The organism is Mycobacterium sp. NGS64, assembly GCF_059812245.1.
The window spans coordinates 26,275-33,724 of sequence record NZ_JCALCI010000020.1 but is presented as its reverse complement, the minus strand read 5'-3'; the positions used below and the strand labels follow the sequence as shown (position 1 = coordinate 33,724).

General features: G+C 69.5%; 7 protein-coding genes, 1 tRNA gene and 1 other RNA gene. 5 read left to right on the top strand and 4 right to left on the bottom strand.

Going from position 1 to position 7,450, the window contains the following annotated elements; translation table 11 throughout:
• Positions 1 to 16 precede the first annotated feature (16 nt).
• Together AC5Y4S_RS29320 and ffs are read right to left on the bottom strand one after the other, a co-directional pair.
• The gene (locus tag AC5Y4S_RS29320) at positions 17 to 1,312 is read right to left on the bottom strand and encodes an aspartate aminotransferase type Ic (RefSeq protein WP_500036027.1); all 1,296 of its coding nucleotides are present in this window, start codon (positions 1,310 to 1,312) and stop codon (positions 17 to 19) included.
• Positions 1,313 to 1,401: 89 nt separating this feature from the next.
• Positions 1,402 to 1,498: signal recognition particle sRNA small type (gene ffs, locus AC5Y4S_RS29315), an RNA gene on the bottom strand.
• A 67-nt stretch (positions 1,499 to 1,565) separates the two neighbouring features.
• Here ffs and AC5Y4S_RS29310 point away from each other — a divergent pair.
• A tRNA-Ser gene (locus AC5Y4S_RS29310) sits at positions 1,566 to 1,654 on the top strand.
• A 112-nt stretch (positions 1,655 to 1,766) separates the two neighbouring features.
• Entirely contained in the window at positions 1,767 to 2,531 is a 765-nt protein-coding gene (lucA, locus tag AC5Y4S_RS29305; RefSeq protein ID WP_500036026.1) for a lipid uptake coordinator LucA, read from the top strand.
• 1 nt (position 2,532) lies between these two features.
• On the opposite strand, the gene AC5Y4S_RS29300 is transcribed toward lucA, so the two are convergent.
• Positions 2,533 to 3,273, bottom strand: coding sequence for an enoyl-CoA hydratase/isomerase family protein (locus AC5Y4S_RS29300; protein ID WP_500036025.1), 741 nt, complete (start codon positions 3,271 to 3,273; stop codon positions 2,533 to 2,535).
• Positions 3,270 to 3,644, bottom strand: a complete 375-nt coding sequence (locus tag AC5Y4S_RS29295; RefSeq protein ID WP_500036024.1) for a hypothetical protein — start codon at positions 3,642 to 3,644, stop codon at positions 3,270 to 3,272. The genes AC5Y4S_RS29300 and AC5Y4S_RS29295 overlap by 4 nt, the downstream gene beginning before the upstream one ends.
• A gap of 120 nt (positions 3,645 to 3,764) precedes the next feature.
• Between AC5Y4S_RS29295 and AC5Y4S_RS29290 the strand changes: the two genes are divergently transcribed.
• From AC5Y4S_RS29290 to AC5Y4S_RS29280, 3 genes are all read left to right on the top strand, one after another.
• Positions 3,765 to 4,271, top strand: coding sequence for a lipoprotein LpqH (locus tag AC5Y4S_RS29290; protein WP_500036029.1), 507 nt, complete (start codon positions 3,765 to 3,767; stop codon positions 4,269 to 4,271).
• Positions 4,272 to 4,366: 95 nt separating this feature from the next.
• Positions 4,367 to 6,103: a hypothetical protein gene (locus tag AC5Y4S_RS29285; protein ID WP_500036023.1), complete on the top strand. Its 1,737-nt coding sequence runs from the start codon at positions 4,367 to 4,369 to the stop codon at positions 6,101 to 6,103.
• Complete coding sequence (locus AC5Y4S_RS29280) at positions 6,100 to 7,449, top strand: CHAT domain-containing protein (RefSeq protein WP_500036022.1); 1,350 nt, start codon at positions 6,100 to 6,102, stop codon at positions 7,447 to 7,449. Before AC5Y4S_RS29285 ends, AC5Y4S_RS29280 begins: the two co-directional genes overlap by 4 nt.
• The last annotated feature ends 1 nt before the right edge of the window (position 7,450 follow it).

Below are 7,450 nucleotides of genomic sequence, written 5' to 3'. Positions count from 1 at the left end.
CGGCGTGTCGTCGCCGTCAGCTCACACTCGACGGGGAGGACGCCAGCAGGGACTCGGAGGCCGCCAGCAGCGCGCAGGTCGCCAGCCCGTCGACCGCGTCGCGCAGGTCCGGCAGCGACGGGAAGGTCGGCGCGATCCGGATGTTCTTGTCGTCGGGGTCCCTGCGGTACGGGAACGACGCGCCCGCCTCGGTCACCGCAATGCCCGCGTCCTTGGCCAGCGCGACGGTCCGCCGCGCCGTGCCGGGCAGCACGTCAAGGCTGACGAAGTAGCCGCCCTTGGGATCGGTCCACGAGGCGATCTTCGAGTCGCTCAGCCGCTGGTCCAGGATCTCGAGCGTCAGCGCGAACTTGGGCGCCAGGATCTGCTGGTGGCGCTGCATCTGCAGGCGCACCCCGTCAGCGTCGCCGAAGAAGCGCAAGTGCCGCAGCTGGTTCACCTTGTCCGGGCCGATCGACTTCTTGGCCGCGTACTGCAGGTACCAGGCGATGTTGCCCAGCGACCCGCCCAGGAAGCTGACCCCGGCACCGGCGAAGGTGATCTTCGAGGTGGACGCGAAGACGTAGGGCCGGTTCGGGTTGCCGGCCGCGGCCGCCAGGCCCAGCACGTCGACCTGTCGGATGAAGTCGTGCGTCAAGGTGTGCACTGCGTACGCGTTGTCCCAGAACAGCCGGAAGTCGGGCGCCGCGGTGCGCATCTGCACCAGCCGGCGAACCGTCTCCCAGGAATAGGTGATCCCGGTCGGGTTGCCGAACACGGGTACCGCCCACATCCCCTTGATCGCGGGGTCGACGGCGACCAGCTCCTCGATGAGGTCGACGTCCGGTCCGTCGTGCAGCATCGGGACCGGAATCATGTCGATGCCCATGGTCTCGGTGATGGCGAAGTGGCGGTCGTAGCCGGGGACGGGGCACAGGAATTTAATGCCGTCCTGCTCCTTCATCCATGGCCGCGGCGAGTCGACCCCGCCGTACAGCATCGAGAAGGCGACGAGGTCGTGCATCAGCTCCAGGCTGGAGTTGTTGCCCGCGATCAGGTTCTGCACCGGGATGCCGAGCAGTTCGCCGAAGATGGCCCGCAGTTCGGGCAGGCCGTGCAGGCCGCCGTAGTTGCGGGTGTCGGTGCCCTCGGCGTCGCGGTAGTCGTCGCCGGGCAGGCTCAGCAGCCGGTTGGACAGGTCGAGCTGCTCCGGCGAGGGTTTGCCGCGGGTCAGATCCAAAGCCAGCTTCTTGCCCTGCAGCTCCGCGTAGTCCTGCTGGTTGCGGGCGTGCACCGCGGCCAGCTCGTCAGGGCTGAGGGAATCGAAAGACACCATGGGCCCTTTCGCTGTCGAACGTTGGATACTTGAGTGGCGATCGCAAGCGCGGCGGAGCCGGGCGCAGCGGGTCGCCACTCAATTGAACATAGGGGACCCCGCGCACCCGACAGAGCCCATTGACCCTTGCTGCCTTCCGGCCCTGGGGGAGTTCACAGGATAGACGCCGCGCGGGGTCCTCCGGCGAGTCTAATACCCAAGCCCACAACAACCGGCGGCGACCGCGCGCCACTCGGTTACCATGGCCCACGGAGGATTCGCCTAGTGGCCTATGGCGCTCGCCTGGAACGCGGGTTGGGTTAACAGCCCTCGCGGGTTCAAATCCCGCATCCTCCGCCACCGGTCGTCCTGATTTGGGGCGACCACGCACGGGGGTTGTTTGGAATCGTTCTGAACGGCCTTTAGGCTGGCGTACCGGGCCGACACGGCCCGCACCAGCATGAGGAGGCGTATGGGGCGCAAGGTCGCCATACCGTGGCACGCGTCGTTTTCGGTCGCTGCCGGCGTCCTCTACTTCTTTTTCGTGCTGCCCCGCTGGCCCGAATTGATGGGCGACACCACGCATGCGTTGGGGACGACGCTTCGGATCGTGACGGGTGCGCTGGTGGCCCTGGCCGCCCTGCCCGTGGTGTTCACCCAGTTGCGCACCCGAAAGCCGGAGTTGGGCACGCCCCAGCTGGCCCTGTCGATCAGGCTCTGGTCGATCGTGGCCCACGTGCTTTCCGGCGTGCTCATCATCGGCACGGCGATCAGCGAGATCTGGCTCAGCCTGGACCACGCCGGGCGGTGGTTGTTCGCCGTCTACGGGGCGGCCGCCGCGATCGGCGTGATCGGCATCTTCGCGTTCTACCTCTCGTTTATCGCCGAGTTGCCGCCGCCACCGCCGAAACCGATCAAGCCGAAGAAGGCCAAGCAGCCCAAGACGCGGGGCCTTCGCCGCAAGAAGGCGGCCGAGGCCGAAGACACCGAAGCCGAAGACACCGAAGCCGAAGAAACCGAAGAAGCCGCAGCAGCCGAGGCAGCGGAAAAGGCCGAAGAGCCCGTCGAGGCCAGCGCCGAGGCCGAGACGGAAGCCGAACCGGCCGCCGAAGAAGCCGAAGAAGCCGAAGCTGCCGATGAGCCGCGGGGCGGATTGCAGAACCGCCGGCCGACCGGCAAGGGCTCACACCGGATGCGGCGCAGGCGCACCCGCGGCGGCGTCGCGCTCGACGAATAATTCAGCGGCGCCGAAGGCTCTCGACGTAGGCGGCGATGCGCCGCTGCGTCTCGCCCGAGCCCCACAGCTGGCGCACCTCGCTGTCGACAAGGGCGCCCTCGCGCATCCGGGCCAGGGTGGGGGCCCGCAGCTGCGCCTTCGTGTGCCGGTAGGCGTCCGTCGGAATGCCGCCCAGGTCGGCGGCCTCCGCCACCGCCGCCCCGACCAGATCGTCGGCGACGACGCGGTGGGCCAGCCGGTTGGCGACGGCTTCCTCGCCGCGGTAGACGCCGCCGCCGAGCGCCACCTCCTCCGCACGGTCCCCGCACGCGTACCGCATCACCTCGAGCGCGGCGACCGGAAACGCCACACCGACGCGAACCTCGGTCGCCCCGATCTGTGCTTCCGGGCCGATCAGCCGGCGATCGCAGGCGCAGGCCAGCACGCACCCGCCCGCGATGGCGGCCCCGTTGACCGCGGCCACCGTCGGCCCCGGGTAGCAGAACAGCGCCTCGAACGCCTCGGACAGCGCCGGGATCAGCCGATCGGTGTAGGCCGCACCGCCGTCCACCACGCGGTTGAGGTCGACCCCGGCGCTGAACGCGCGCCCGGCCCCGGTCACGACGAGCGCGGCGGCACCCGAGTGCTGCAGCTCGCCCAGGGCGTCGGTCAGCTCCCTGAGCAGCTCGACGTCGAGGGCGTTGACGCGCCCGGAGGAAATGGTCAGGACCCGGACCGCGCCGGCGGCTTCGATCTCGATCACGATGACACGATGACGACGGGGATATCGGTGTTCTCGTCGGTGTGATAGCTCGCGCACACCCGGTGGTAGCCGTCGGCGATCTGCAGCGGGACACCCGCCGTGAAGTCGCCGCGCACCAGCAGAATCGGTGACAGCGCCTGGCCCTTCTTGATCTTGGACAGATCGGCGGCGACGTGCGGGTTGTCTTCGGGAAGCAGCCTCAGCGCCGCCGCCCGCAGGATGTCCTTGGCCTTCTTGTGGCTGACGACTCCGGACTTCAGCTTCTCGGCCAACTCGTTGGCAGTGCCCGGCTCCGCGAGCAAGGCGAGGTAGTCGGCCGCCGCCGGGAAGTCGTGCGCCTCAGGCTGTTCCAGCCATTTCACGCTCGCCATTGCGCGTCTCCCTTCGTCGGGCCGTGTCGAGGCAGCCTACCGGGTGACCGTCGAAATTGGGATCGGTAGCGACGCGGCCCGTCTGTACTTGCGCCCATGACGACGCCACTGGGGCGGCGCATGAAGGAAGGAACTGCAGTGAAACGTCTTCTCGTGGGAGCGATTGGAACCCTCGGCGTCGCCTCTGCGCTGGTGGGCTGCTCGAGCGGGGGCCACTCAGCCAGCCCGGCATCGAGCACGGCCCCCAGTGCCTCCACCGGCACAGGCACCAACGCGCAGGTCAAGGTCGGCGGCACCGATTTGGCCGGCCTGAACCCCTCCGCGGTGACCTGCGTGCGGACCGGCGGCAAGATCGACATCGGCAGCGGCACCACCAGCGGGCCCCAGCAGGCGCTCGCCGTGGTGATGACCGACGCCAACCCCCCGGCGGTCGAGTCGCTGGCGCTCTTCGTCGACGGCAACGCCTTGTCGGTCAGCAACGGCATGGGCGCGAAGGTCGGCTCGGCCAACGTGTCGGTGGACGGCAAGACGTACACCATCACCGGACAGGCTCAGGGTGCCGACATGAAGAACCCGATGGCCGGGATGATCACCAAGGACTTCAGCATCAAGGTGACCTGCGGTTGATCGAACGAACGCCGGGGCGGCGGGCGGGCCCTCACTCACACGCCCGCCGCTTCGGTTCCTCGCCACGTTCACGGCGCCGGACTTATGATGCAGCCGTGTCGATCCCCGGCGAATTGGAGAACGCCCGCCGGTTGGCGTTCGCCGCCGACGAGACCCGGGCGCGGGATCTGCTGCTGTCGCTGATGCCACGCATCGAGCGGGAAGACCGGGACGATCTGATGCTCGAAGCCCTCGCCCAGCTCGGTGAGATCTACCTGGCGCGCGGCGCGAATGACGGAGTGCGCGAGTCCATCCGGCGCATCCGCGCCTGCCTGGCCGTCTATTCGGGCATCGCCGCCGGCAACATGCCGGAGGCCGCCGAACAGGTGCGGATGTCCGACGCTGAGGTGGCGCACATGATGGTGCGGTACTCGCGGCGGGCGCAGTTCTTGGAAACGGGTCTGGCCGCGGCCCTCGGCGATCACGAGGGCGCCGCGGCGGCGCTGGCGGCGTTGTCGGACACCGGCCCCGAGAACGCTTTTGCCGACCTCGCCGACGAGCACGGCTACCTCGTCACCCACGCGCAGGTGCTCTGCGCCAGCGCGCTCTGCGACGACGACCTTCACGTGCAGTCGGTTCCCTTGTGGGAGCAGGTGCTGGCCGCGCTGGAGGATCCGGATCGCCTGAGCAGCGACAGCCCGTTCGGCGACTATCTGCGGGTGGCGGCGGCCACCGAGTACGGCAGGTTCTGCGTCGAGACCGGGCGACTGGCCGAGGCCGAACCCTGGCTGCGCCGGGCGGGCGCCCGCGCGCAGGCGAACGGCTGGGAACTGGCAACGGCCAGAACACAATTGGAACGCGCGGCGGCCTGTTGGGCCTCGGCCGACCACGCCGGCACCGAGCAACTGGTCTCGGAGGCCTACCCGGTCATCGCGCGCTATGACCGCGCGCACGACATCGCTCGGTGCTGGATGTACATGGGATTCACCCGGCTGGGATCCGGTGCCCTGCAGGCGGCCGACGAGTGCTGGGAGCACGCGGAGCGGCACTGGCGCGAGCTCGGAAAGCCGCTGTACCTACACCGTATTCTGTTGCAACGCAGCTGGATCGCGATCTTTTGGAGTAAATTCGCCGACGCGGTCGAGCTGATCGCCCAGGCGCGGGAACTGCTTGACTCGTCGCCGCGCAGCAGTTGGCTGCAATACGCCCAGCTCGACAACCAACTCGGCACGGTGTGGCGGGCAGATGCGTTGGCGGACCTCGGCTTCGACAGCTCGGGCGATCCCGACGAGACGCTGGAGGAAACCGAGGCGCGGCAGGCCGAGGGCCTGGGCATCCTCAAGGGCGAGATCGGCACCCCGGAATACTGGCGCGGCATGAGCAAGCTCGAACAGGCCGCGGAGCTCAAGGTGCCGGCCGCGCTCGCGGTCGACTCGGTGCGGTATTCGATCGCCGACGCCGACGCAAGATCCCGCTGGGCGACCAGCGTTTCGGCGCCCATCCTGGCCGGCGCCTTCGCCGTCGCATGGGAGTGGGAGAACACCGAGCTGATCAGCGAGCTCGTCGAATACCACAGTGCCCGAGGAACTTTCGATATGGAGCCGGAGCGCGCCAAGATCGGCGAATGGGCGTCCACGGCCACCCCGTCCGTGCTCATCGACGACGGCGAGGCGCTGGCCGCGGGCGGGCCGCCGGGGCTGGGTGGCCGTTCGCTAACCCGGCTGGGCCCGCTGCCACCGCTGCAGATGCATCCGGATGCCGCGCCGATCATGAGCCACTATCGCGAACTGGCGTTGCAGCGCTACGGCCGCGAGGTCACCGCCGACGAACCCGCCTGGTCCACCTGGCCATGAGTGATACGGCCCGGCCGACTCTGGTCCTGCGCTTCGCCGACGTCGGGATCGTCACATACGGGAGCTTGCGGATCGTCGGGCAGCCGTCCAAAACCGTCAACTGGGTGATCGAGGATCCGATCCTGCTCGCCGCCCTGCAGGAACTGGCTTGCGCCTTACCGGAGCCCAACGGCACGGAGAGCGGTCGCGACGCCATCGAGCGGGCCCTGACGACGGGTCCCTTCGCGGCGCCGGACACCGAGCTGACGCTGGCCTACATCCTCGGGGTGCTGCTCATCGGCACACCCGGCTGGCAGCTGCTGACCGAATGCGTGGCCACCCCGCGCGCGGTGTTGTTCGTCTCGCCCAGCACCCGGCTGGCCCGCGTGCCGTGGGGCCTGCTGGCCGTACCGAAATCGGGGCCGAGCAAGGAAGAGCTCGTCCGCGCCCGCCAGGATGCCATCACCTCCAGCGGCCGGGTGGCCGCCCAGATCCCTTGGCAGCTCGACGATATCGGCGCCCGCACCGACGGGCATCGGTTGATGGAACTGGTCGACGTGCTGATGGCGGTGCCACCCAACATCGTGCACTCCCCACGCGCACCGGCCGGCTGGGACGCCCGGCGGGACGGGCCACCGGTGCTCGTCCTCGACCCCCGGGTGCCCGGGCAGCGCCCGGACTCGGCGCTCGGCTCGGTGCTCGGCAGGCCTTCCGCGGAAACGCAATTGGCCCAACACTTCGCCGGGCTGATGCGCCGCCGGCCGGTGCTGCCGGCGGTCGACGACGCGGTCGAGCTGTTTCGCCGTCAGGACGCCGACCGCGTCTGGCTGGCCAAGCAGCTGGCGCAATCGCCGAGCCGGCTCGTGTATGTCGGCCACGCCAGTTCGGCGCACGGCCAGGCCGACCGCGCGGCGCTGCACCTGGCCTGCACGGCGGAGGTTCCCGGGGACGCCGAGCCGGTCGGCGACCATCGCCCGCTGACCGCGTCGGACCTGATGTCCTTGCAATTGCCCATCCCCCCGCGGGTCGCCCTGCTCGCGTGCGGGTCGGGCGGGGACTATCAGTTCGACGAGGCGACCGGCCTGGTGGCGGCGATGGTCCTGGGCGGTGCCGAGCTGGTGAGCGCCACCTTGTGGTCACTGCCCACGTCCGCGGCCTATCGACGATTCGCCGGCACCGACGCTGCGACCGACCCGATGGCCGATGTCGTTGTCGCCGTGGACGACGCGCACGACGGCGCCGACGCGGGGTGCGCGGTGAACCGTTGGCAGCGTGCGCAGATGCGCCGCTGGCGTGACGGGGTCCTCACCGCCAGCCCGCTCTATTGGGGCGCCATGGTCAGTTTCGCGGTGGACGGCGCGCGATAGC